The 22,499-nt window shown below is 42.6% G+C and carries 25 protein-coding genes; 14 read left to right on the forward strand and 11 right to left on the reverse strand.

Translation table 11 applies throughout. The features are described from left to right. Window positions 1–11: 11 nt before the first annotated feature. The 3 genes from tauC to tauA are packed head-to-tail and all read right to left on the reverse strand — an operon-like array spanning window position 12 to window position 2,731. Window positions 12–893, reverse strand: a complete 882-nt coding sequence (gene tauC, locus Aba26S_RS11675) for a taurine ABC transporter permease TauC (protein ID WP_005242849.1) — start codon at window positions 891–893, stop codon at window positions 12–14. Continuing rightward, window positions 890–1,681, reverse strand: a complete 792-nt coding sequence (locus tag Aba26S_RS11680) for a taurine ABC transporter ATP-binding protein (RefSeq protein WP_005242850.1) — start codon at window positions 1,679–1,681, stop codon at window positions 890–892. Before Aba26S_RS11680 ends, tauC begins: the two co-directional genes overlap by 4 nt. A gap of 9 nt (window positions 1,682–1,690) precedes the next feature. Further along, window positions 1,691–2,731: a taurine ABC transporter substrate-binding protein gene (gene tauA / locus Aba26S_RS11685; protein ID WP_171248940.1), complete on the reverse strand. Its 1,041-nt coding sequence runs from the start codon at window positions 2,729–2,731 to the stop codon at window positions 1,691–1,693. A gap of 406 nt (window positions 2,732–3,137) precedes the next feature. Between tauA and Aba26S_RS11690 the strand changes: the two genes are divergently transcribed. The 4 genes from Aba26S_RS11690 (at window position 3,138) to Aba26S_RS11705 (ending at window position 7,743) form a co-directional block, all read left to right on the forward strand. Continuing rightward, entirely contained in the window at window positions 3,138–3,647 is a 510-nt protein-coding gene (locus Aba26S_RS11690) for a rhodanese-like domain-containing protein (protein ID WP_043972114.1), read from the forward strand. Between the two features lie 62 nt (window positions 3,648–3,709). After that, a complete protein-coding gene (epsC, locus tag Aba26S_RS11695) occupies window positions 3,710–4,648 on the forward strand; it encodes a serine O-acetyltransferase EpsC (RefSeq protein ID WP_043972116.1) in 939 nt (312 codons plus the stop codon). 235 nt (window positions 4,649–4,883) lie between these two features. After that, window positions 4,884–5,816, forward strand: coding sequence for a family 2A encapsulin nanocompartment shell protein (locus tag Aba26S_RS11700; RefSeq protein WP_004654714.1), 933 nt, complete (start codon window positions 4,884–4,886; stop codon window positions 5,814–5,816). After that, a complete protein-coding gene (locus Aba26S_RS11705; protein ID WP_043972118.1) occupies window positions 5,791–7,743 on the forward strand; it encodes a family 2A encapsulin nanocompartment cargo protein cysteine desulfurase in 1,953 nt (650 codons plus the stop codon). Before Aba26S_RS11700 ends, Aba26S_RS11705 begins: the two co-directional genes overlap by 26 nt. A 45-nt stretch (window positions 7,744–7,788) precedes the next feature. On the opposite strand, the gene Aba26S_RS11710 is transcribed toward Aba26S_RS11705, so the two are convergent. Further along, window positions 7,789–8,430, reverse strand: coding sequence for a LysE family translocator (locus Aba26S_RS11710; RefSeq protein ID WP_005242860.1), 642 nt, complete (start codon window positions 8,428–8,430; stop codon window positions 7,789–7,791). Window positions 8,431–8,523: 93 nt separating this feature from the next. Here Aba26S_RS11710 and Aba26S_RS11715 point away from each other — a divergent pair, with 93 nt between their 5' ends. From Aba26S_RS11715 to Aba26S_RS11755, 9 genes are all read left to right on the forward strand, one after another. Continuing rightward, on the forward strand, window positions 8,524–9,468 hold the full coding sequence (locus Aba26S_RS11715) for a LysR family transcriptional regulator (RefSeq protein WP_043972121.1): 945 nt from the start codon (window positions 8,524–8,526) through the stop codon (window positions 9,466–9,468). A 252-nt stretch (window positions 9,469–9,720) separates the two neighbouring features. Continuing rightward, entirely contained in the window at window positions 9,721–10,473 is a 753-nt protein-coding gene (locus tag Aba26S_RS11720; RefSeq protein WP_043972123.1) for a GntR family transcriptional regulator, read from the forward strand. 45 nt (window positions 10,474–10,518) lie between these two features. Continuing rightward, window positions 10,519–12,258 carry a fumarate reductase/succinate dehydrogenase flavoprotein subunit gene (locus Aba26S_RS11725; RefSeq protein WP_005242868.1) on the forward strand — a complete coding sequence of 580 codons (1,740 nt, stop codon included), beginning with the start codon at window positions 10,519–10,521 and terminating at the stop codon, window positions 12,256–12,258. A 10-nt stretch (window positions 12,259–12,268) separates the two neighbouring features. Then, window positions 12,269–12,514 (forward strand): ferredoxin family protein, encoded by a 246-nt coding sequence (locus Aba26S_RS11730; protein ID WP_005242870.1) that lies wholly within the window; start codon window positions 12,269–12,271, stop codon window positions 12,512–12,514. A 10-nt stretch (window positions 12,515–12,524) separates the two neighbouring features. After that, window positions 12,525–13,934, forward strand: coding sequence for an ABC transporter substrate-binding protein (locus Aba26S_RS11735; protein ID WP_043972125.1), 1,410 nt, complete (start codon window positions 12,525–12,527; stop codon window positions 13,932–13,934). Window positions 13,935–14,052: 118 nt separating this feature from the next. Beyond that, window positions 14,053–14,895, forward strand: coding sequence for an ABC transporter permease (locus Aba26S_RS11740; RefSeq protein WP_043972127.1), 843 nt, complete (start codon window positions 14,053–14,055; stop codon window positions 14,893–14,895). Window position 14,896: 1 nt separating this feature from the next. Beyond that, window positions 14,897–15,718 (forward strand): ABC transporter ATP-binding protein, encoded by an 822-nt coding sequence (locus tag Aba26S_RS11745; RefSeq protein ID WP_043972129.1) that lies wholly within the window; start codon window positions 14,897–14,899, stop codon window positions 15,716–15,718. A 12-nt stretch (window positions 15,719–15,730) separates the two neighbouring features. After that, complete coding sequence (locus Aba26S_RS11750; RefSeq protein ID WP_043972132.1) at window positions 15,731–16,723, forward strand: HEAT repeat domain-containing protein; 993 nt, start codon at window positions 15,731–15,733, stop codon at window positions 16,721–16,723. After that, a complete protein-coding gene (locus Aba26S_RS11755; protein ID WP_005242881.1) occupies window positions 16,713–16,997 on the forward strand; it encodes a gamma-butyrobetaine hydroxylase-like domain-containing protein in 285 nt (94 codons plus the stop codon). Before Aba26S_RS11750 ends, Aba26S_RS11755 begins: the two co-directional genes overlap by 11 nt. A 158-nt stretch (window positions 16,998–17,155) precedes the next feature. Here the strand turns inward: Aba26S_RS11755 and dmeF are convergent, their stop codons facing one another. Continuing rightward, on the reverse strand, window positions 17,156–18,091 hold the full coding sequence (gene dmeF / locus Aba26S_RS11760) for a CDF family Co(II)/Ni(II) efflux transporter DmeF (RefSeq protein WP_043972134.1): 936 nt from the start codon (window positions 18,089–18,091) through the stop codon (window positions 17,156–17,158). A gap of 55 nt (window positions 18,092–18,146) precedes the next feature. On the opposite strand from dmeF, the gene Aba26S_RS11765 reads away from it, so the two are divergent. After that, a complete protein-coding gene (locus Aba26S_RS11765; protein WP_043972137.1) occupies window positions 18,147–18,413 on the forward strand; it encodes a metal/formaldehyde-sensitive transcriptional repressor in 267 nt (88 codons plus the stop codon). On the opposite strand, the gene Aba26S_RS11770 is transcribed toward Aba26S_RS11765, so the two are convergent. From Aba26S_RS11770 to Aba26S_RS11795, 6 genes are all read right to left on the reverse strand, one after another. Next, entirely contained in the window at window positions 18,408–19,025 is a 618-nt protein-coding gene (locus tag Aba26S_RS11770) for an ATP-binding cassette domain-containing protein (protein ID WP_005242886.1), read from the reverse strand. The genes Aba26S_RS11765 and Aba26S_RS11770 overlap by 6 nt on opposite strands. Beyond that, window positions 19,022–19,717, reverse strand: a complete 696-nt coding sequence (gene modB / locus Aba26S_RS11775; RefSeq protein WP_043972139.1) for a molybdate ABC transporter permease subunit — start codon at window positions 19,715–19,717, stop codon at window positions 19,022–19,024. The genes Aba26S_RS11770 and modB overlap by 4 nt, the downstream gene beginning before the upstream one ends. Before the next feature lie 4 nt (window positions 19,718–19,721). Then, entirely contained in the window at window positions 19,722–20,492 is a 771-nt protein-coding gene (gene modA, locus Aba26S_RS11780; RefSeq protein ID WP_043972142.1) for a molybdate ABC transporter substrate-binding protein, read from the reverse strand. 367 nt (window positions 20,493–20,859) lie between these two features. Further along, the gene (locus Aba26S_RS11785; protein ID WP_043972145.1) at window positions 20,860–21,273 is read right to left on the reverse strand and encodes an NF045616 family extracytoplasmic (lipo)protein; all 414 of its coding nucleotides are present in this window, start codon (window positions 21,271–21,273) and stop codon (window positions 20,860–20,862) included. Window positions 21,274–21,276: 3 nt separating this feature from the next. Further along, window positions 21,277–21,969, reverse strand: coding sequence for a hypothetical protein (locus tag Aba26S_RS11790; RefSeq protein WP_043972147.1), 693 nt, complete (start codon window positions 21,967–21,969; stop codon window positions 21,277–21,279). After that, a complete protein-coding gene (locus Aba26S_RS11795) occupies window positions 21,962–22,492 on the reverse strand; it encodes a PAAR domain-containing protein (RefSeq protein WP_043972150.1) in 531 nt (176 codons plus the stop codon). The genes Aba26S_RS11790 and Aba26S_RS11795 overlap by 8 nt, the downstream gene beginning before the upstream one ends. Window positions 22,493–22,499: the final 7 nt, after the last annotated feature.

A 22,499-nucleotide genomic window follows, 5' to 3' on the forward strand; every position in this document is an offset into this window, starting at 1 on the left:
ACTACTCACACTTATAACTGTTGGCCATACCAAGGAGATAATTGCTTCTGTAACCAACGCAAAAACAATTCAAAACTAACCGCGACAATCGCAATCACAATAATGCCGAGAACCACTGTGTCGGTAATCAGGAACTGTGCTGCAGACTGCACCATAAAACCAATGCCTCGATCTGCTGCCACTAATTCCGAAGCCACCAAGGTTGACCAGCCCACCCCCAAACCAATACGGATACCCGTCAAGATATGCGGTAAAGCGGTTGGTAAAATCACATGCCAAAACACTTGCGACTGGCTTGCGCCTAAAGACAATGCTGCACGCTCACGGTTGAGCTGATGGCTGAGTACGCCATGGGTACTGCTGATAATCACAGGTGCAAGGATCGAAAAGAAAATCAAAAGCACTTTAGTGGTTTCACCAATCCCGAACCAGATCACCAATAGTGGTAAATAGGCCAAAGGTGGAATCGGACGCAATAACTCAACCAATGGATCAAGCACTGCACGCACCCATTTGTTTAAACCCATCCATAAACCTAAAGGCACACCAATGGCTATCGCGGCAACTAAGGCCAATAAGACACGTGAAATACTTGCTGCCAAGTGTTGCCATAAAGTGGCTTTCATAAAACCTTGCTGGCTGACTTCAAGGAACTTCTGCCATACCGCTTGTGGACTGGGTAAAAACAGGCTTGGGACAATTTTTAATGCGGTAATCAAATACCAAATCACCAAGACACCGAGTACACTGGAAAGACTGAGTGCTAAACTACGATGACGAGTAAAGAAAGCTCCTATTGGACTCAAAAAAGAAGCAGACTGAGCTTGATTCGTCGATTGTAGTTGTTCTGTCTTACTCAGCTCATAAGCTGTATTTTTTGCTTGACCCGTCATACAGCCACCTCATGTCCTGTCTGTTTCTGCGCACGTAAACGTTCAAACAATTGCTCGCGTAATTGGATAAATTTCGGATCAGACTTAATCGCACGAATCGATTCGCCTTGCTTATAACGCGCTGCAAAATCCAGCTTTAAAGTTTCGACAATCTTGCCTGGGCGAGCAGTCATTAGCACCAGTTGATTACTCAGCAATAGTGCTTCCTCAATGTCATGAGTAATCAAGAAGAACGATTTATTTTGTTCAATCCATAAATCCAGCACCAACTGTTGCATGGTTTCACGGGTAAAGGCATCAAGCGCAGCAAAAGGCTCATCCAGTAAAATAAATGCCGCATGGCTGATCAAGGCACGTGCAATCCCAACCCGTTGTTTCATGCCACCGGACAATTCCCAGATATTGGCTTGAGCCACGTGACTTAAACCAACAATTTTTAGAATTGCATCGACTTGCTGCTGAATTTCTTGCGCTTTCAAACCCTTGAGCTGTAAAGCAAAACCGATATTTTCAGAGACATTTAACCAAGGTAACAGCGCATGATCCTGAAATACTACCGCACGGCGCGCATCAGGCGCAGTCACCACTTCACGATCCAGTTTAATCTGGCCTGAACTTGGCTGTTGAAAGCCAGCTAAGATGTTGAGTAATGTCGTTTTACCACAGCCAGACTCACCCAAAATCACAGTCAACGTACCTTCTTCAATCTTCAGATTGATATCTTGCAATACAGGTACAGTCTGCTTTGGAAAAGTTAAATGAAGATGCTCGGCAGCTAATACGCTCATTTAGATCTCCTATGGCTGTAAGAAATTGGTGGTCACATTATTTTGATAATCAGGTTTGACTTGATCGACTTTACCTTGGCTCTTTAAAAAAGTTGCGGTATCGAAAATATTCTTGGCAAATTCACCCGATAAAGTCGCTTGCTGTTGCTGACGATCGAGGTACAGATTTCCTGAAAGAAGCAATGGAATATCTTTGCTGTCCGACCCTGTCAACTGAGCAATTTTCTGGATATTCTCCGCATTTTGCTCAAATGCTTTCGGATCTTGGTTATAGCTTTCAATCTGCTTTAAGCTGGTTTGTACAAAGGCTTTTAAGAATTCTGGATTTTTTTCAGCGAAATCTTTACGCACTACCCATAAATCATAAGTTGGTGCACCCCACTCGCCGACTTGTTTTGAGTCTGTTAAGACATGACCACTGGCTTTAACTTTACTCAATGCAGGTTCCCAAACATAAGTTGCATCAATATCACCACGCTCCCAAGCTGCTGTAATTTCAGGTGGGCGTAAGTTAATGATCTTGACTTGATTATCTGCAATATTCCAATGCTTGAGTGCTGATAACAGGCTGTAATGTGTCGTTGAAACAAAGGGAACGGCAATAGTTTTGCCAATTAAATCTTGAGGCGTCTGAATCCCAGATTTATTACTCACAACTAAAGCTTCGGAGCCGCCTAATTTTGCAGTCACCAAAAATACTTCTATCGGTAAATCACGGCTAGCTGCGGCTGCCAATGGACTAGAACCGATATTACCAATCACGACATCACCAGAAGCAAGTGCATTGACCACATCTGATCCTGCATCAAACTTACGCCATTGAATTGCTTGATTACTATCACGTTCATAATCACCATTGGCCTGTGCCACTTTGGTTGGATCAACACCCGTTTGATAGGCAATCACCACTGCCTTGTTATTTTTAGACTGAACTGGTGCAGCATCTTTTTGATTTTGATAGACAATAAAAGCAACAATCGTCACAAGGACGATCGCTGTAACAATTAGCGGCTTAGCGTTCTTGATGCCCATAATTAAATGATCTTTCAACAATATAGGCTTATGGTATTCGGCTTGCTTTATGATTAAAAATAAGAAAAAGTGAGTTGCTTATTCTTTTATGAGATAAGAATAAGGCTTAGACAATTTATGCTGCTTTTATCATCAATTTTGATATTTTTACTGTTCTTGCATTTAATTTTCCAAATCACTCTTTTAAATATTTATCCTTTATTTTAATTGAAAAGTAAAATATTTAATCCTGATAATTCTATATTTAAATTAAATAAGCACATTCACTTTAAAATTCAGTTTTAAACTATATTCCGAACAAGTTAATAAAAACCTATTATTTATCAAAAATAGATATATAAATAAATTTTGCTTATTTTCCTGAATATCGAAACAGTCCTAAGATAAAAAAAACATCACGTTGATGTATATAGAGGTTATAAAAATGAATGCTCAATTTGATTCTGCTCAAGCTGTGGAATCCAACTTTAGTTCTCACGGTTCTTCAAACGATCCACAACATATACTGCAGCGTGCGCAACATTATGCAGAAGAAAATGAGCTTGATTTTACAGGCAGCATTCCTCCTGCTGAAGCCTGGTTTCTTGTTCAACAAGGCCATGCTGTTTTAGTGGATGTCCGTACCAATGAAGAACGTAAATTTGTGGGTTATGTTCCAGAAAGTATCCATGTAGCCTGGGCTACTGGAACATCATTTAACCGCAATCCACGTTTTCTGAAAGAACTAGATAGCAAAGTCGGTAAAGATCAAACCATTTTATTACTCTGCCGTAGTGGAAAACGCTCAGCCTTAGCAGCGGCAGCAGCTTTTAGTGCGGGTTTTGCCCAAGTTTATAATGTGCTGGAAGGTTTTGAAGGTGATTTAAACGAGCAACAACAACGTAATCAAAGCAATGGCTGGCGTACGCATCAGTTACCTTGGTTACAAGATTAAAGCTGCTTTTTTAAGCAATTATTTTACGATTTATTTAATATCTCGTTTTGCAAGGAACTCGCGTGAGCCAATGGAAAATACAGCCTGTCGTGGAAGGCCTACAACAAGCACGACATGAATGGAGAGAACGTCAACATCGCATCAAAGAGTTTGGTGGACGTGAACTGCCATCTAAGAATGCGCTGAAGTCAATTTTAGATGATTTGTGTGGGATCTTATTTCCAATGCGACTTGGGCCGAGCGATCTACGCCAAGAAACAGAAGATTATTATATTGCCTATACCCTTGACCGTGTCTTGAATGAACTGTTTGCGCAGGTCAAGTTGGCTTTAAATTACGAAGCCAAAAGTCGGGTTAAACCCATCCCTGTTTCAAGTAATGAGCGTCTGCTGTACGAACAGCAAGTCGCTTTGGCACAGACCATCGTACAAGATTTTGCCAATACCTTACCTAACATCCGTCGCTTGTTGGATGCCGATGTCTGTGCTGCTTATGAAGGTGATCCCGCAGCGCATAGTGTTGATGAAGTCCTGCTTTGCTATCCAGGGATTTTAGCAATTATTCATCATCGTGTAGCGCATCAGCTCTATCACAGTGTTCCACTGCTCTCACGCATTATTTCTGAATTGGCGCATTCGGCCACAGGGATTGATATTCATCCAGGCGCCCAAATTGGAAAAGGCTTCTTTATCGATCATGGCACAGGTGTAGTGATTGGTGAAACCTCAGTGATTGGCGAGTATGTGCGCATCTATCAGGCCGTTACGCTCGGCGCGAAACGCTTCGAGCTGAATGAAGATGGGGCACTGAAAAAAGATTATGCCCGTCACCCAATTGTTGAAGACCATGTGGTGATTTATGCAGGTGCAACCATTTTAGGCTGCATCACCATTGGTAAGGGCTCCATTATTGGCGGTAACGTTTGGCTGACACATAGTGTTGCAGCAGGCAGCCAGATTTTACAGTCGCCAAGTGAGTCATTACATAATAGTAAAGTTTAAATTAATGAGTTATTTAAATATTTTTCAGAATAAACAAACGTATATTCAACACTTATATTTATTTTTTATAAATATATTCTTATGAGTAATAAGTAAATAATTTATGATTATTTATCTCATAATAATATTTTTAAAAATACTAAATAGTCACTAGTCTAGTTGAATAAATCATTAAACATTATTGCAATAAAACCAATTTTATTAACAAAGCCAAAGACAACAGGAAAATTGATTCATGGCAAAAACCACTGATAAAGTCCAACTTGCACTTGGGGACCATGCCGCTAGACAGCTTGCCAATGCCACCAAGACCGTTCCACAACTTTCGACCATTACCCCGCGTTGGCTCACGCATTTATTGCAATGGATTCCTGTTGAAGCAGGTATTTATCGCGTCAACCGTGTCAGCAATACCGATGACATCCAAGTTGCATGCACACAACGTGATGAGGCTACATTGCCCCAAACCTTTGTTGATTATGATGCGCAACCGCGGGAATATTTCTTAAATGGTGTTTCTACTGTTTTGGATATCCATACCCGTGTTGCTGATCTTTACAGCAGCCCACATGATCAAATCAAAGAACAATTACGCTTAACCATTGAAACCATAAAAGAACGCCAAGAAAGCGAGCTGATCAATAACCCTGAATATGGTTTATTGGCCAGTGTCGCAGATGAACAGCGTATCTCAACTTTAAATGGCCCCCCAACACCAGATGACTTTGATGATTTATTGCGTAAGGTCTGGAAAGAACCAGGTTTCTTCCTTGCACATCCAGATGCGATTGCTGCATTTGGCCGTGAATGTACCCGTCGTGGTGTACCGCCACCAACTGTCAGTTTATTTGGTTCACAGTTCATCACATGGCGTGGTGTCCCACTGATTCCATCCAATAAAATTCCAGTGGAAGATGGTAAAACCAAAATCCTGTTACTCCGTGTAGGTGAAAAACGTCAAGGTGTTGTGGGCTTGTTCCAACCGGGCTTGGCTGGCGAGCAGTCCCCAGGGCTTTCCGTACGCTTTATGGGCATCAATCGCAATGCAATTGCGTCTTATCTGATCTCACTATACTGTTCATTGGCAGTATTGACTGAGGATGCTTTGGCTGTGCTCGAAGATGTGGAGGTGGACAAATATCATGACTACCCAGTTAACTACAAATAATTTGCAAGGTAGTCCAACGGGTTCTGAAGTGGTCGGTGTTAGCCCACCGTCCAACTTCCCAGATGAAGCAACACTTTCAAGACTCGCCTCTGAATTTTTTGCTGCACTGCCAAGCTCAGGCAGTGGTCACCCTTCTGGTTTGAATTTGGACTTGCCCAATGTCGGTACACCGCCACATCAACCTCAGCCTGCTGAACCTTTAGCAGCGCTCAGTGGTCGTGCGCCCAATATTGCTTATGAAAAAAGTTTGAACCCTGAATATCCCGAGCATATCCCAAACTATCCCGATTATCCTGAACGTCGTGCGATTGCATCTGCGCCAGTAGTCGGTGGGGCGAACTTGCCTCGTCCACCAATTGAACCAAATTTTCCACAAGCTATTCATAGCTCACCGAATGTGCCTTTGGTTGAACCTTCTCGCCCATCGGCAAGCGAGGCATCACCATTTTATTTTTTAAATGATTTTGCAGCACCCAGCACATCAAATTCTGAATTTGATGCTGCCAGTTTTGCAACAGCACAATCATTTCAATTACCACACGGCGATGCGCTAAAAAGTTTATTGCAGCAAGACCAGCCACGTTCAGCCCAACCCCAAAGTACTGCGTCCTCAGGTTTCTACTTTCTAGATCTACCTCAGAGCAATACAGATTACGGCAATTACCAAGCCTCACAGCCGCAGTTTGTTGCCAATGCCGCTCAGCCCTTGGATATTCAGGCCATTCGTCGTGATTTTCCAATCTTGCAAGAACGCGTCAATGGCCGTCCTCTGGTCTGGTTTGATAATGCAGCAACGACGCAGAAGCCACAAAGCGTGATTGATCGTATTGCCTATTTTTATCAGCATGAAAATTCCAATATTCATCGTGCAGCACATGAACTGGCAGCGCGTGCGACCGATGCTTATGAACATGCACGTAATGTCGTGGCCCGTTTTATTGGGGCAAAATCATCCAAAGAGATCATTTTTGTTCGTGGCACCACCGAAGGGATTAATCTGATAGCCAAGACGTGGGGTGAGCAGAATATTGCTGAAGGTGATGAGATCATTGTGTCGCATCTTGAGCATCACGCCAACATTGTACCCTGGTTCCAACTCACCAAAAAAGTCGGTGCCAAACTCCGTGTCATTCCTGTGGATGATACCGGTCAAATCATTTTGGAAGAACTGCCAAAACTGATTAATGAGCGAACCAAACTGATCTCGATTACCCAAGTCTCCAACGCCTTAGGTACGGTCACCCCTGTGGCTGAGGTGATCAAAATCGCGCATGCCAAAGGGGTGCGGGTCTTGGTTGATGGTGCTCAATCTGTTTCGCATATGCCAACCGATGTGCAGGCAATTGATGCGGATTTTTTTGTATTCTCAGGACATAAAGTCTTTGGGCCAACAGGTATTGGTGCAGTCTATGCCAAACCTGAAATTCTGGAGACCATGCCTGTGTGGGAAGGTGGCGGCAATATGATTCAGGACGTCAGCTTCGAGCAAGTGGTTTATCAACCTGCCCCCAACAAGTTTGAAGCAGGTACAGGCAATATTGCCGATGCAGTTGGTTTAGGCGCTGCACTGGAATATGTGGAACGCCTCGGCATTCATAATATTGCCCGTTATGAACATGACTTGCTGGAATATGGCCAGCATGCACTAAGCAGCGTTGCAGGTTTGAGACCGATTGGCACGGCGAAAAACAAAGCCAGTGTGATGTCCTTTACCCTTGCAGGTTATTCAACCGAGCAAGTGGGTAAGGCACTGAATCAACATGGCATTGCAGTGCGTTCAGGACACCATTGTGCTCAGCCGATCTTGCGTCGTTTTGGTGTGGAACAAACGGTGCGCCCATCTTTGGCGTTTTACAACACCACGGAAGAAATTGATTTGCTGGTGTCAGTCTTACATCAACTGAGCAGAAACAAACGCAGTGCTTAACCCCTCTCCAATAAAAAAGACTGCCTCAGTGCAGTCTTTTTCTATTCAGGCAAAGGCCACACTCCAAATCAATCGTAATGCAACTGCACTCAGAATAACCCCCATTACCCGTTCAAAGTACACCCCAAACTCCAAAAAGCGTTTCCGTACAACCGGTTGTGCAAACATGATACTCACCAAAATAAACCATGACGCATTGACCAGACACATCCAGATGCCATAACCAATTTGAACCTTTAACGGTGTGGTTGGGCTAACAATCGTGGTAAAAATCGCCAGAAAGAAAACTGTCGCTTTAGGATTCAGCGCATTGGTTAAAAAACCCATATTAAAGGCTTGGATCAAGCTCGGTTTGCCCAGCGCTTCCCCTGCCAAAATATCCAGATTGGCATTCGGCTGACTACGTAAACATTGCCAGCCCAAATAAATCAAATAAGCCGCGCCTGCAACACGTAATAACGACATTAACCAGACACTTTGCTGGATCAGCACGCCAACCCCCACCAAGGTATAAAACACATGCACCGAAATGCCGACACCAATGCCGATTGCAGTGATACAGCCAATTAAATAACCATAACGAACACTTTGTCGTACCGTAATAATAAAATCAGGCCCCGGTAATACAACAGCCATAAAATGGATCAATGCCAAGGCTAAGAATTCATGCCCATATAACTCCCACATTTCATTTATCTCCACACCATGACAATAGAAAATGATTGTATTTCGATTTTCCAAACGCGATAATCCAATAAAAATCAAAATAACTTTTGCCTCATGAGCACAAATCAAAGTCTGGTTCTGTTAAATGAAATGGCTACTTTTGTCAAAGTTGTCGAAACGGAAAGCTTTTCTGAAACGGCGCGTCAGCTCGGTTCCACTCCGTCTGCAGTGAGCCGTGCCATTGCCCGTTTAGAACGCGCTTTAGGCACACGCTTATTGCACCGCACCACACGTAAACTGCGTTTAAGTGAAAGTGGTCAACAGGTGTACGAACGCTGTGTCGACATGGTCAATGCGGCACAGGCAGTAATGGAAAGCTCAGGTCAGTTTCATATTGAACCACAGGGCATTATTCGGATCAGTGTGCCCAAAGCCGTTGGGCATTTTATGCTGCATCCACATTTGCCCGAATTCCTGGCACTGTATCCTAAAATTGATATTCAATTGCTATTGGAAGACCGCTATATTGACTTGATTGATGATGGTGTCGATCTGGCGATTCGTATTACCGAACAGCCACCGGGTGGCTTAATGGGACGAAAACTGATTGATATTGATCATTTGATTTGTGCCACGCCTGAATATTTACACAAGAATGGGATACCACAACATCCTCATGATTTAAAGCAGCACCAATGTATTTATTTGGGTGAACAGCCCAATGATTCGAAGTGGAAATTCCAGCAAGAACAGAAATCGATTACGGTGCCAGTCCGTGGTCGTTATGCAGCCAATCATACCGGCGTGCGTCTCAGTGCTGCTTTACAACACTTAGGCATTGCCAGTTTGCCTTACTTCGTGGCACGCCATGCCTTAGAACAAGGCACACTGGTTCAGGTCTTACCTGATTGGCATTTTAAAACCCACTACAGTGGTGGCGCATGGTTGCTCTATCCACCTACTCGTCATGTTCCACCTAAATTAAGTGTCTTCATTCAATATCTGGCGGAAAAATTAGCCGCAGAACCAGTCTTATTTCCGCAAAATACGCCAAGCTAAAACGATCACTTTCATTTATAAATCTAGTGACAATAGCAAACCAAATGAAAATCAATGTATCTTAAAATCTTGATTTTCATTTATATCTCAATAGAAATCATCCATTCATAAAACGATAAAAAGCATCTTTATTTTTATCTCTCTCAATAGACAATGCACAAAAACAGATATTTTTTGCTGCATAAGTTATTTTTCTTCATTTTGCATAATCGCTAATCTAACAACCAAGTTGTTATAACAAGTTTAAATTCAATGAACCAACCGATTGTAAATAAACTGAGTGGCGAACGCCCGTTGTATGATCAAGTCTATCAGGCCCTGCTGCAGCAGATTGTTGATGGAACTTATCAGATTCATCAGCAGTTACCATCTGAAAAAGAACTGAGTGAATTATTTAACGTCAGCCGTATCACCATTCGTCAGGCACTCAATCAACTTCAGCTCGAACACTTGGTTTACAAGATTCAAGGTAAAGGTACTTTTGTGAGCGCACCGAAAACCTTTCAGAACATTTCCCAGTTACAAGGCTTTGCAGAAGCCATGACCAATATGGGACATGAGGTGTTTAACGTGGTCAAAGAATTTCGCTTCATTCCCGCTACACCACAAATTGCATCGAAATTAAAACTTTCGCTGAACAGCACCGTGGTGGAAATCAAACGGATTCGCTTACTTAACCGTAAACCCGTTTCATTTGAACTTACTTATTTACCCGAAGCGATTGGACTAGCTTTGCAGGAGATCAACCTCTCCACGCGTGATGTGTTTTTAGCAATTGAAGAAGATTTATCCATTGCCTTGGGACATGCAGATTTAAACATTGATGCCACCCTTGCTGACGAAGAACTCAGTGAACTGCTGCAGGTCGATATCAATGCCCCTCTGTTAAGAGTGGAACGACTGACCCATGATCATACTGGCCACCCAATTGACTTCGAATATCTGTACTTCTCTGGAGAGACCTTCCAATACCGTTTAAGAGTCGATCGAAAAAGAAATACCTAAGGTCATCAACCTTGTGAATTAAAACGCACTTAATAAAGGCACAACATGAATACGATTACACTGGACTATGACATTGTCGTCATCGGTGGGGGAACGGCTGGCCCAATGGCAGCCATCAAAGCCAAAACAGCCAACCCCAACCTGAAAGTTTTACTAATTGAAAAAGCCAATGTGAAACGCAGTGGTGCAATTTCAATGGGCATGGATGGCCTGAATAATGCCATTATTCCTGGCTATGCCACGCCTGAGCAATACACCAAGGAAATTACCATTGCCAATGATGGCATTGTCAATCAAGCTACAGTCTATGCCTACGCCAAACACAGTTTCACCACCATTCAGCAACTGGATCAGTGGGGTGTGAAATTTGAAAAAGATCAAACAGGTGAATATGCCGTCAAAAAAGTCCATCACATGGGCGCTTATGTGCTGCCGATGCCTGAAGGTCATGACATTAAAAAAGTCCTGTATCGCCAACTGAAACGTGCGCAAGTCAAAATCAATAACCGCATCGTCACTACTCGCCTGCTGAAAAATGCTGAGGGAGCGATCAACGGCGTACTCGGCTTTGACTGTCGCAATGGTGATTTCTATGTGATCAAAACCAAGGCTGCGATTTTATGTTGCGGTGCAGCAGGACGTTTGGGCTTGCCTGCATCTGGCTATTTGATGGGCACCTATGAAAACCCGACCAATGCAGGTGATGGCTATGCCATGGCTTACCATGCCGGAGCTGAACTCTCCAATCTGGAATGCTTCCAGATCAATCCGCTTATTAAAGATTATAACGGCCCTGCCTGTGCCTATGTGACTGGTCCTTTAGGGGGTTATACCGCCAACAGCAAAGGCGAACGTTTTATTGAATGTGACTACTGGTCAGGCCAAATGATGTGGGAGTTCTATCAAGAACTGCAAAGTGGCAATGGCCCAGTATTCCTGAAAATGGATCATCTGGCCGAAGAGACCATTCAAACTATTGAAGAGATTTTACATACCAATGAACGCCCAAGTCGTGGACGTTTCCATGAAGGACGTGGCACCGATTATCGCCAAGATATGGTAGAAATGCAGATTTCAGAAATCGGTTTCTGTAGCGGTCACAGTGCTTCCGGGGTGTGGGTCAATGAAAAAGCAGAAACCTCGGTCAAAGGCCTGTATAGCGCGGGTGATATGGCAGCCGTTCCACATAACTACATGCTCGGTGCCTTTACCTATGGCTGGTTCGCTGGGGTCAATGCCGCTGAATATGTCATTGAACAAGCTGATTCAGAACTGAATGCCGATGAAATCGAAGCTGAAAAAGCTCGTATTTTTGCCCCTTTGCAACGTCCAGAAGGATTGTCATCCGAGCAAGTGGAATACAAGTTACGCCGTATGGTCAATGACTACCTCCAGCCGCCCAAAACCCGACAGAAAATTGAGATTGCGCTGAAACGCTTTGAGGAAATCAAAGCCGATATTGAGCAGATCAATGCCAGTCACCCACACGAATTGATGCGTGCCGCCGAAGTGGCTGTGATTCGGGACTGCGCCGAAATGGCCGCACGTGCCTCGCTCTTCCGTGAAGAAAGCCGTTGGGGACTCTATCACTACCGTGCAGATTGCCCTGAAAAAAACGATCAGGACTGGTTCTGTCATGTCCATCTGAAAAAAGATCAGCACGGCAATATGGTCTGCTTTAAAAAAATGGTAGAGCCCTATCTGATCCCGATTGAACAAGATGAGGCCAACTCCTACAACCGATTGCGGATTAATAAAAAATTAGTGGCTGAAACAGTCAAATAAGGAACATCACATGGCTTTTATTTTTAAAGAAATTCCCCATCGTACCGCCGCCCCCGTATTGGTGGATGAAGACAAATGTATTGCGGACAAGGGTTGTACCGTCTGTGTTGATGTTTGCCCGATGGACTTATTGGCGATTCATCCAATCAGCAACAAAGCCTACATGCAGTTTGATGAATGTTGGTATTGCATGCCATGCGAAAAAGACTGCCCGACCGATGCCATTCAGGTCAACATTCCATATTTACTTAAATGAGGGGAACAACATGAGACTCAACCACTTCGCCAAAAGCCTGATTCTGAGTAGTAGTTTGCTAACGATCTTTAGCTCGGCACATGCAGAAAAGATTCGGATTGCGATTGGTACCCAAGATACCACCATTAACTGTGCTACTGGCGGCTTGCTGATTCGCGAGTTAAATCTACTGCCTAAATATTTGCCCAAAACAGGTAAATATAAAGATGCCCAATACGATATTGTCTGGAAAAACTTTACCTCTGGTGCACCATTGACCAGTGAAATGGTGGCAGGTCGTTTAGATATTGGCGCAATGGCAGATTTCCCAGCAGTCAATAACAATGTCGCTTTTAAAAAGACAGGCAAAGAAAGTATTTTCCTGAGTGTGCTTTCTGGCAGTACCACGGGTAGCGGTAACGGTATTGTGGTTCCACTAGATTCGCAAGTGAATTCCATTCAGGACTTAAAAGGAAAAACCATTTCTGTTCCTTTCGCTTCAACCGCACATGGTCTTTTACTGCGTGCTGTTGCTGCACAAGGTTGGGACCCGAAAAAGGATGTCAAAATTATTGCGCAAGCCCCTGAAGTGGCGGGTCCAGCACTCAAAAGCAATAAGATTGATGCACATGCTGACTTCGTCCCTTTTGCCGAATTATTCCCTTATCAAGGTTTTGCCCGCAAAATCTATGACGGTGCGCAGGCCAAAACCCCCACCTTTCATGGTTCTTTAGCCAGCAAAGCCTATGCTCAACAATATCCAGAAATTATTCAGGCCTATTTACGCGCGACGATTGAAGCCGATCAGTTAATCCGTAAACAACCTGAAAAATACAGTGAACTGATCGCAGCTAAAACAGGGATTCCTACAGAAGTGGTGTATTTATTTCATGGACCTCTCGGTGTACAAACTCGTGACCTGACCTGGAAACCTGAATACAAACAAGCCACTCAAACTGCTGTCGATACCTTGAAATATCTGGGTCGTGATGATGTTGATATCAATGTCAGCCAGTTCATTGATGACCAATACATCAAAAAAGCCTTCCAGAGTGCAGGCTTGAATTATGCACAACAACTCAAAAATTACGCTCAATCCCCTCTGGTTGCCACAGATGCCCTGACGCAAAAACCAATTCAGAGTTTTGATCGGGTCACACAGATTTGGGTGAAAGGTGAGGCCAAAGTACGTAGCTATGCCACCCCTGAAACGGCCTTTGCAGATTTAAATAAATTAAAGCAAAGCGGTAAAAACATCCGTGTGGTCTATAACCAAGACCGTCATTTAAGAATCAAATTACTGGCGAATCTGGCATGGTATGCCACCGATAAAAGCGGTCAGATCAGTGCCTTCTTACTGCGTGGTGATGCCAACAATTGGGCCAAAACACATGGCGGCAAAGTCTATGACTTTAATAATGCCCAAAAGTTGGTGAAGTGAACAAATCCCTCCCAACCTCCCTTTAGAAAGGGAGGAGCCTCACGGAGCTTAGTCAGTCTTTAGACTCGTGAAAAGTCCCCTTTTAAAGGGGGGATTTTGAGATTCAGGAGAAAACAATATGAATAGTTTAGCGGATACCCAACCGACTCAGTCTAAGGCAATCCGTCCTGTGCTGAAATTTTCAAAAAGTCGTATCATTTCATACAGCTTGAGTACTATGTCACTGGTGTTCAGTCTGGTATTTTGGCAACTGGCTTCACAGCATCATTTTAATTTAGGGCTAATCAATTTTTCCAATGTACCTTCGCCACGAGAGGTGATTCAGTCTCTACTGGCTTTTGCCGAACTGGATACCGCACTTGCTCACGTAAAGGCCAGTATTGCTCGAGTTTTGATTGGTTTCTTACTCGCGTCAGTGATTGGGGTCATTGTAGGATTGTTGATTGGTTATTCCAAAACGCTAGCGGCCCTATTGATGCCACCTCTAGAAATCTTGCGCCCGATTCCTGCGGTGGCATGGATACCCTTGGCAATTTTGATGTTTCCATCATCAGAAGCTTCAATGATTTTCATTACCTTTTTAGGGGCGTTATTTCCAATCTTGCTCAATACCATTCACGGCGTTGAGGCCGTTGATCAACGCCTCATTGCGTCCGCAAAAAGTCTAGGCGCAGGTCAGTTTGCCATTTTGCGAGAAGTGATTATTCCTGGATCTTTACCTAGTATCACCACTGGTCTTGCTATTGGTATGGGAACTTGCTGGTTCTGTCTGGTCACAGCTGAAATGATTTCCGGTCAGCTCGGTATCGGCTATTTCACTTGGGAATCCTTCACCTTACAAAACTATGCAGACATTATTGTTGGCATGCTCTTGATCGGTGCCTTAGGGATGTTCAGCAGTGCTTTTCTGCGCTATCTCGGTAAAAAACTTACCCCTTGGTATCAGTTAAGGAAGGCATAACATGCATCAGTACGGTCATATTCATTTAAACAATATCAATCTGCATCTGGGTCAGGATAAACAACGCTTTCAGGCACTGGATCATGTCTCTTTTGACGTTCAGGCAGGTGAATTTGTCTGTTTGCTGGGTCCTTCGGGTTGTGGTAAATCAACATTGCTTGGCGCACTGGCAGGCCATTTGCCGATTAGCTCGGGCACCATGTTACTGGATCAAAAAACTATTGAAAAACCCTCTTCCGATCGTGGTCTGGTATTTCAGCAGCACACGCTCTTTCCTTGGAAAAGTGTGCTAGAGAATGTGTGCTTTGGCTTAAAAATGAAAGGGATTTCCAAGGCCAAAAGACGAGAACAAGCAGTGCAAATGATTGAACTGGTCGGCTTAAAAGGCTTTGAACATAAGTATCCTGCCGAACTGTCTGGTGGTATGCAACAACGGGTTGAAATTGCACGCGTACTGATTAATCAGCCTCGAGTATTACTAATGGACGAACCCTTTGGTGCATTGGATGCGCAAACCCGTTTAAAGATGCAGGAACTATTGCTTGAAATCTGGCAAAGCATACAAACTTCGGTGCTGTTCATTACCCACGATATTGATGAAGCTTTATTTCTGGCAGATCGGGTCTTGATCATGAGCCATCGTCCGGGACGTATCATTGAAGAAATCAAACTGGATTTTGCACGTCCACGTCATGTTGATTTGGTCACTTCAAGCGAATTTACCCAAATTAAAAAACATTGCATTCAAGTATTAAAACAGGCCACTCAAGCTGAACTCAGCCGGTTAAATCCACTCGGTTTAAATCAGAAAGTCGCTATTTAGGAACAATAAAAGATGAGTCTAAATTACCCAGTCCTGACGGATATTGATGAGGATTATGCGGATTATCTCCTTCAACTGAATCAGCACGATGAAAATATCCGCTTTGTCGCAATTATGAATATTGCCGATGAGGAACAAACCGAATTATTAAACTGGTTACAGCATGCTGTGTTACATGATCCTGCCAGCAAGGTACGTGAGTTGGCCGCCACCCGTTTAGAGGGTTGGGAGGATACAACATCTTTACATACTTTGGCCCAAGCCTTGAACGATCCACATGAAAATGTACGTATTGCAGCAGCGCAAAGCTTAAGTGAAATTAAACATGTCGAATCTGCTGATCATCTGGCAACATATTTGCAGCATCACGATGACTTTGTGATTGCTTCGATTTTGAGAGCAATTAGGGAGTTACGGGCTGAACACTTATTTGAAGCTATCCTAGAGCATGTTCAGCATCGCAATGCCTTGGTCCGTAAAGAAGCAGTCAGTACATTGTGTTGGTTGCAGAAACAGGAAGGCTTAGCAACCTTAGCACATATCGCACAGCATGATGTTGATACTGAAATCCGCCGTACCGCCACAGGTGGCTTGGCGGCAACTCAAGTTTCAACACCTGAAATTTTATCAGCTTTACACAGTTCTCTCACAGCCGAGGCATGGCAACTCAGGGTCGAAGCTGCTTTGACCATTGGAAAATTAAAAGTCCTTGAATTAGAACAACCACTTTTGCAACAACTAGATGACCCTTATTGGCAAGTTCGCATTGCAGTTGCACGCAGTTTGGGTTTACTCAAATCCAAAGCGGCAATCGCCAAACTCCAAGAAAATTTCCAGCATGACATCAGTAACCTCCGTAAAGAAGTTGCGATTGCCTTGGGAGAAATTGGTGGGGAATCCGCTCAGCATATTTTATTACAGCATGCCGAAGATCCTGACCCAGAAGTGCGTAAATCGATTCGGATTGGACTCGCTTTGATCAAGGAGAAACAATGTGTCAGTTGAACCGTATCAGCTTAGAGTCGATATCGAACAGCAACGCCTTTTTCTCTCTTGGGCAGATGGTACAGAGAAGAATTTTAGTCACGCACAGCTCAGAGCCAGTTGTCCTTGTGGATTTTGTCGTTCTAATCGTCTGCGCCAAAAGCAAATCCCAAAGACAGATCATGTCTCTATTACAGCAATCTATTCTCAAGGTTATGGGATTCAAATCTGCTTTGATGATGGGCATGAACAAGGGATTTTCCCTTGGACTTTTTTAAAAGAACTGAGTCAATAAAGAATATTCAAAATGATAAGTTCTATTATTAAAACTAATCATTTTGAATTATGAGGCAAATAGAATAGATCATCTAAATTGTGATCTTCCCTATTTTATTGCAATCAAAATATAAAGTTCATCGAGTAGATCAAAATGCCACTCGATGACGTTCTAAGTTAAATATGATGAATTTCGACTGAGGCATGCACAATTTCCTCATGAATCGCCAGCGCGGCTTTGACCTGATCAGGATTAAGATCGGTCAATGTCGTTTCCAGACCAACAATACACGAGAACTTGCCTGTCCCCACTTTCCACACATGCAGATCGGTAATGTCAACCTGTGAAAACCCGGCAATCACCTCACGTATTTCCTCAACCACAGGATGACCCATTTCGGCATCCAGTAAGGTTTTACCGGTTTCCTGCATTAGCCTCCAAGACCATTTCGCCACCAGCAATGCACCCACAATTCCAAGCAAAGCATCGAGGAAATTCCAGCCGAAGTATTTGGCCGCAAATAAGGCAATAATGGCCAGAACAGAGGTTACCGCATCGGCAACCACATGCAGAAATGCAGCTTTTTGATTTAAATCATGATGGTCATGAGCATGATGATGTGCTTCATGATGCTGGCTATGCGAATGGTGATGGTGATCACCACCTTCATGTAATAGCCAAGCACAAATCAGATTGACCATCAGACCAATAATCGCAATTGGAATCGCCTCATTAAAATGAATGGTGACTGGATTGAATAAGCGCTCCAGTGACTGAATCCCCATCAACAGCGCGACCACCATCAATAAAATCGCACTGCTATATCCCGCCAGAATTTCAATTTTCCATGTACCAAAACTAAAGCGTTGATCCTGCGCATAATGTCGCGTCATACGATAGGCAAAATAAGCCAGTCCCAAGGCCAGCATATGCGAGCTCATATGCCAGCCATCGGCAAGTAAAGCCATCGAATTAAAAAACCAGCCACCCATAATTTCCAAGACCATCATCACAGCGGTCAAAATAGTGGCAATTAAAATTCTTTTTTGAGCCAAGGGATTTCCTTGATCAAACTGATGAGAATGACGTCGTTCTAGGTTACTATGCTGCATTTATTTTAGTCTTCCAACATACTCCCCCTAGTATATATTTTTTAGGAAAAAAAGTATGTCTCACCTCCATCAAGATAAGAAAATTTTAAATCGTCTTAAGCGGATTCAAGGACAGTTCGCAGCAGTCGAGAAATCGCTTACCAATCCTGACAGTTCTTGCATAGAGGTTTTACAGCAGGTTGCAGCAGTCAAAGGTGCAGTGAATGGCTTAATGAATCAGTTGATTGAACAACACCTAAAAGAGCATGTATTAAAAGGGGCTGATCACGTCGAAGAGGAGGAAGTCGAAAAATTTTTCACCTTATTACAACGCTATCTATAAATACCAAATGGTGTTACTCAGTTGTTCTAGCTCGGAATGATCATGACTCACATACAACATTGGGATCTTGATTTCCTGTTTAACGCGTTGAAAAAAAGGAATGATCTCAGCTTTATGCGCGGTATCCAGTGCAGATAGCGGCTCATCTAAAAGCAGTAATTGTGGCGAGTATAATAATGCTCGTCCCAAAGCCACTCGCTGTTTTTCTCCCCCAGACAGCTTAATCGGCATACGTTCCAGCAAATGCCCCAATTTGAGTAACTCAACAATATAGTCCACTTCGAACTGACGTTGTTGTGGCGCAATATGCTTAAAACCAAACACTAAATTCTGTTTGACGTTTTTATGCGGAAACAATTGGGCATCCTGAAAGACAAGCCCTACCCGACGCTGTTGTGTAATTAAATTAATTTTTTGAGCGTGATCAAACCATGTCTGGTTCTGGATTTTGATCCATCCCGATTGTGGTCGGATTAAACCTGCAATACTGTGCAATATGGTGGTTTTTCCCGAACCTGAAGCCCCAAATAACCCAATCACAGAATGATCCGACTGAAAGCGTTGATCCAAAGAGAATTGTCCTTGTTGTAGCTGTATATAACAATCAATCATGCTGAATACCCACGCTTGTTTCTCTGGTAACGATTGAACCACTGCGCAAACCATAAGGCAAAGAACGCTACCGATAAAGACAGCATAATCAATCGCCACACCGCCGCTTCGGTATCAGGTTGCTGCATTAAACTATACATTGCCAGCGGTAAAGTGCGGGTTTCACCAGCAATATTGCCAACAAAAGTAATGGTTGCGCCAAACTCACCTAAACTTCGGCAAAAACATAGAATAGCACCGACCAAAATCCCACTACTAGCCAGTGGCAATGTCACTTGCATAAATGCCCCAAGAGAGGATGCCCCTAAGGTTTTCGCAGCCAACTCCAAGCGTTGATCCACCAGTTCAATTGCCAGTCGAATCGATTGTACCAACAAGGGAAAGCCCATCACTGCCGAGGCCAATACAGCCCCTTTCCAGTTAAAGGCAAACTCTAAACCCAAAGGCGCAAGATACTGCCCAAACAGCCCTCGATTACCAAATAACTGCAACAACAAGTAACCAGGCACAACTGGTGGTAAGACCAATGGTAAGAATACCAAAGTCTCAAACAGCGATTTGCCCCAGAACTCTTTTCTGGCCAATACCCAAGCCACTATAGTTGCAGGGATTAAACTAAACAGCAGACATGCTGCTGCCACTTTGCAGGATAGCTTGAGGACTTCAATTTCTTCTGGGCTCAGGATCATCATTTAATTACTGCAACACACTAAACCCATATTTTTTAAATATCGTTTTGGCCTGTCCACTTTGCAGGAATTTATAGAATTTTATCGATTCTGCATTCTTTTTAGTTAAACCCACTGGATAAATAATCGGTGGATGAGTATTTTCAGGGAAGATGCCTGCCACCACTACATCTTTGCTGATTGCTGCATCAGTTGCATAGACGATTCCGACCTGACACTCACCACGGGCAACAAAGTTGAGAGCTGCACGTACATCTTCGGTTTCAACCAACTTTGGGGCAACTTTGTCCCACCAACCCAATGATGTCAAAGCCTGTTTGGCATATTTTCCAACCGGTACACTTTTGGTATCCCCTGTACAGAGCTTGCCTTGAATGACCTTGGTCGGGTCAAAATTCTTATCCATTTTCAACTTAATCGGGTGATCTTTAGGCGTGATCACAACTAAACGATTGCCTAATAAATTAATCCGATCCGCTGCTGCAACCCGCTGTTTATTCTGTAAATAATCCATCCATTGCACATCAGCAGACATAAATACATCTGCTGGTGCCCCTGCTTCAATTTGCTTGGCTAAAGTTGAAGAACCTGCATATGAGGTTTTGACCTCGGTTTTATTTTTTTGCTCATAGATTGTATCAAGTTCATTCACTGCATTGGTCAGACTTGCTGCTGCATAAACAGTCACAGCATCTACAGCAAAGGCATGTGTCTGAATCAATAAACTCGCCCCGAAAACGACAGTGTATAGGTATGTTTTTTTCATCATTGTTGGCATTATATCGTCCTCAAATTTCGATATGTTTTAAAAAATATATCGCTTAATAAAGATACACGAAAAATAACAATTCGCTAGTCTTGTTCTTCTTATTCATTCATCTGTTTGTAACGCTATCAAGTATCGAACGTTATGTGTTGTGATCAGTATTTTTGGATGCAAAAACAAAAAAACGTCTATTCAAACATCAAGTTAATGATGGTGAATAGACGTCGTCTATCTTGAGTGGATAACAAGAGTTGTTATCTTAGGAATGAGACAGTAACAAATGGACCAGCAATATGATTTACTATTTCTGATTTTCTTTCAACTTTACGGACTCAATAAAAAACTATATTAAATACTTGAGACACCCTTTCTTTTTAGATTATTCACATATAGTTTTACCAGGATCAATATATTTTATGTCTATCCGACCATTGCTCTCCAGCAGACAAATACTTCTATGATAAATTTTATTTGTTTCCAAAGTAATTTCATATACAACATTTTTTTCAAAAATATCTATAGGTACCTTGGTACAGCTTTTTTCATTTATAGGCAATACTCCATTTTTATAAAGCTGCTCATAATTACTTTGAAATTCTTTTGTATGATCTACTTTACCTGTAGAGATAACAATACTACTATCATATCCATAATCGGTTTTAGGATTATTCGTAAATACGCATAAATTACCCTGATTAAGTTTTACCTCAAGATCCTTACTTTGAGGATTACATCCAGTGATAAAAACACAAAAACCCAAAAAAAATAATAGATTTAAATATGTAGACTTCATCTTTTATGATCTCGGCAATAATGATTTATCATATGGATTTAGAATAAAATCTCTCAAGATTCTTTCTATGTGACCTAAAAGTTTTAAACTGCGCTGATGATGTAATCTTCCCGGTCTAACCTCTTGTAAATAACATGCATCAAACCAAAACTCTACTAACCGTCCTTGTTGTTCAAAATTAAATTCATTAAATTTTTTTCCTGCATCTCTCCCTAAGATATCAGTATCATAAGCCTTTAACTCATCCGCACCAGAATCGGCAGAATCAACTAAAGACGTATATCCGCCTTTACAAAGTTGTTTTAATCCATACCAAGCATTTGGTGTACCTAGTTGGAATTGCCAAATATGAGTCATTTCATGTATGAACCAGTGTCTATCTTCTCCAGGAGCTAAACTAAAATCCGGATTTCTATCATAGGCTTTTTTGGGAAGGTAAATTTCACCAGCAGGTGACATTGCATTTCCAGTTGCGCTATGCAAATAACCTCCTATATGAATCCATACTTTCGAATAATCTACTGCATCTTTGAAGACTAACTGACACATTTTAATTTCACCAGAAGTTAGTTTTCTTTTAGTTTCAATTTTAATTTCTGTTGTAGGAGGTGGTTGATTGTTTTTTAGTTTTGATAATTTTGCTGTTGCATTTGCTACTATTATCCTAGCTGATTGAGTTAATGGGTCCTTATCCATGTTGGTGCTCCTCATAAATAATACTAATTTTTATTTCTTCCACATTTTTATTCGTAACTAACTCAGTAAAACCTTGATTATCAGTTGTTCCATGAATCTTCTCTCCACTCTTATCAATTTCATAACAGATATTCCCTAAAGGCTTCCCCGTTATCTGATCTTTTAATTGAAATCTATGTCCATAATTCTCTAAACTTAAGAAGTTATTAGTATTATTACTTTCAGAAGATTTGTCTGCACCACTACCAGAACCACCAGCATTATCCTGAACCACTAGACTCTGCTTCGGCAGCAACTTGCAACCACATGATAAAGGATCATTCACACGTGCTGCTGCTTTGCCCATGACTTGCATATATGGGTCACCCGCCACAATCGTAGCAACCGTTTTATGCTTGGGACAGGTTGCCTTATCACCCACACAGGCAATCGGAATCCCTTCGATAAGAAAACTACTGTTGCCGCTAATCACCTGCCCACCACCTGTGGTTGGACAACCGACAACAATATAAGGTGTTGCCATAATCACA

The sequence above is a fragment of the Acinetobacter sp. NBRC 110496 genome (assembly GCF_000876115.1).
Classification (GTDB): domain Bacteria; phylum Pseudomonadota; class Gammaproteobacteria; order Pseudomonadales; family Moraxellaceae; genus Acinetobacter.

What these genes read in the sequence shown, in the direction of transcription:
- tauC (WP_005242849.1), bottom strand. Translation starts at nt 893, where the DNA reads ATGACGGGTCAAGCAAAAAATACAGCTTATGAGCTGAGTAAGACAGAA.
- Aba26S_RS11680 (WP_005242850.1), bottom strand. Translation starts at nt 1,681, where the DNA reads ATGAGCGTATTAGCTGCCGAGCATCTTCATTTAACTTTTCCAAAGCAG.
- Aba26S_RS11690 (WP_043972114.1), top strand. Translation starts at nt 3,138, where the DNA reads ATGAATGCTCAATTTGATTCTGCTCAAGCTGTGGAATCCAACTTTAGT.
- Aba26S_RS11700 (WP_004654714.1), top strand. Translation starts at nt 4,884, where the DNA reads ATGGCAAAAACCACTGATAAAGTCCAACTTGCACTTGGGGACCATGCC.
- Aba26S_RS11705 (WP_043972118.1), top strand. Translation starts at nt 5,791, where the DNA reads ATGACTACCCAGTTAACTACAAATAATTTGCAAGGTAGTCCAACGGGT.
- Aba26S_RS11710 (WP_005242860.1), bottom strand. Translation starts at nt 8,430, where the DNA reads ATGTGGGAGTTATATGGGCATGAATTCTTAGCCTTGGCATTGATCCAT.
- Aba26S_RS11715 (WP_043972121.1), top strand. Translation starts at nt 8,524, where the DNA reads ATGAGCACAAATCAAAGTCTGGTTCTGTTAAATGAAATGGCTACTTTT.
- Aba26S_RS11720 (WP_043972123.1), top strand. Translation starts at nt 9,721, where the DNA reads ATGAACCAACCGATTGTAAATAAACTGAGTGGCGAACGCCCGTTGTAT.
- Aba26S_RS11725 (WP_005242868.1), top strand. Translation starts at nt 10,519, where the DNA reads ATGAATACGATTACACTGGACTATGACATTGTCGTCATCGGTGGGGGA.
- Aba26S_RS11730 (WP_005242870.1), top strand. Translation starts at nt 12,269, where the DNA reads ATGGCTTTTATTTTTAAAGAAATTCCCCATCGTACCGCCGCCCCCGTA.
- Aba26S_RS11735 (WP_043972125.1), top strand. Translation starts at nt 12,525, where the DNA reads ATGAGACTCAACCACTTCGCCAAAAGCCTGATTCTGAGTAGTAGTTTG.
- Aba26S_RS11740 (WP_043972127.1), top strand. Translation starts at nt 14,053, where the DNA reads ATGAATAGTTTAGCGGATACCCAACCGACTCAGTCTAAGGCAATCCGT.
- Aba26S_RS11745 (WP_043972129.1), top strand. Translation starts at nt 14,897, where the DNA reads ATGCATCAGTACGGTCATATTCATTTAAACAATATCAATCTGCATCTG.
- Aba26S_RS11750 (WP_043972132.1), top strand. Translation starts at nt 15,731, where the DNA reads ATGAGTCTAAATTACCCAGTCCTGACGGATATTGATGAGGATTATGCG.
- dmeF (WP_043972134.1), bottom strand. Translation starts at nt 18,091, where the DNA reads ATGCAGCATAGTAACCTAGAACGACGTCATTCTCATCAGTTTGATCAA.
- Aba26S_RS11765 (WP_043972137.1), top strand. Translation starts at nt 18,147, where the DNA reads ATGTCTCACCTCCATCAAGATAAGAAAATTTTAAATCGTCTTAAGCGG.
- Aba26S_RS11770 (WP_005242886.1), bottom strand. Translation starts at nt 19,025, where the DNA reads ATGATTGATTGTTATATACAGCTACAACAAGGACAATTCTCTTTGGAT.
- modB (WP_043972139.1), bottom strand. Translation starts at nt 19,717, where the DNA reads ATGATGATCCTGAGCCCAGAAGAAATTGAAGTCCTCAAGCTATCCTGC.
- modA (WP_043972142.1), bottom strand. Translation starts at nt 20,492, where the DNA reads ATGCCAACAATGATGAAAAAAACATACCTATACACTGTCGTTTTCGGG.
- Aba26S_RS11785 (WP_043972145.1), bottom strand. Translation starts at nt 21,273, where the DNA reads ATGAAGTCTACATATTTAAATCTATTATTTTTTTTGGGTTTTTGTGTT.
- Aba26S_RS11790 (WP_043972147.1), bottom strand. Translation starts at nt 21,969, where the DNA reads ATGGATAAGGACCCATTAACTCAATCAGCTAGGATAATAGTAGCAAAT.
- Aba26S_RS11795 (WP_043972150.1), bottom strand. Translation starts at nt 22,492, where the DNA reads ATGGCAACACCTTATATTGTTGTCGGTTGTCCAACCACAGGTGGTGGG.